The sequence below is a fragment of the Helicobacter labacensis genome (genome assembly GCF_003660285.1).
GTDB lineage: Bacteria > Campylobacterota > Campylobacteria > Campylobacterales > Helicobacteraceae > Helicobacter > Helicobacter labacensis.
The window spans coordinates 1-785 of record NZ_QXQQ01000057.1 but is presented as its reverse complement, the minus strand read 5'-3'; the positions used below and the strand labels follow the sequence as shown (position 1 = coordinate 785).

General features: G+C 42.8%; 1 pseudogene. It reads right to left on the bottom strand.

The features are described from left to right. Positions 1 to 606, bottom strand: a pseudogene (locus EAO33_RS08870) (Eco57I restriction-modification methylase domain-containing protein); the annotation flags it as partial. Between the last annotated feature and the right edge of the window lie 179 nt (positions 607 to 785).

Here is a 785-nt window from a genome sequence, read left to right as displayed (position 1 = left end):
CAAGAAGTTAGTCGCATTAAAAAGGTGGTAAAAGTATAAAAAACTCTCTAAATCTTGCTTTTGTAAAATCTTTTCTAAATGCACTTCAAAAAAGACTTTGTTATAGCTGGGCTTGCTTGCGTCATAGAAACGCCACACACGCCCATTGGTGAGAAAGCCATAATCATGGCGCAAGGCGTTGAGATAGCCTAAGAGCTGGTGATGGGGGTTGTTAGCTAGCTTTTTATTATCCACATCTACGCTATAAGCCTTACTCTCACAGATCACACTAAAGGCATTGCTGGCGTAGCGATCTTGTTTCTCTAGGGCTTGGTATTCTTGCTTGAGCTCCAAGTTAGCAAAAAGCAAAAAATCGGGTTTTTCTAGTTTGCCCTGAATGCTCTTTTCTTCTTGGCGTAGATACTCCCAACCTAGAATCTCTAAGATTTTGGTAATAAAGCCATCTTCAAACTGGTGTTCGTTGCTCTGTTTGAGGCTGTGTAGGTCTAGCGCGCGCATTTGCTCTAAAGCGTGCCTAGCTTGCTCTTTGCTCTGCTCAAAGTGGTAGAGTTTGGGGAGCTCGTGCTTTAAGGTGTAGGGGGTAAAAAGGGTGTTAAGAAAGGGCATACAAAGCCTTTTAACTATGCTAGTAAAACTTGATTGTAGCACACTCTAGGATTAGGGGGTGCTCATCTACTTAAATAGTTTGCCACTAGGCGAATTTGAGGTCTTAGTGGTGGCTAAGTTTAGGGGGTAGATGAAAAAACTCAAAAGAGGTGCCCTGCACTTTGGACACTTAAGGGGTG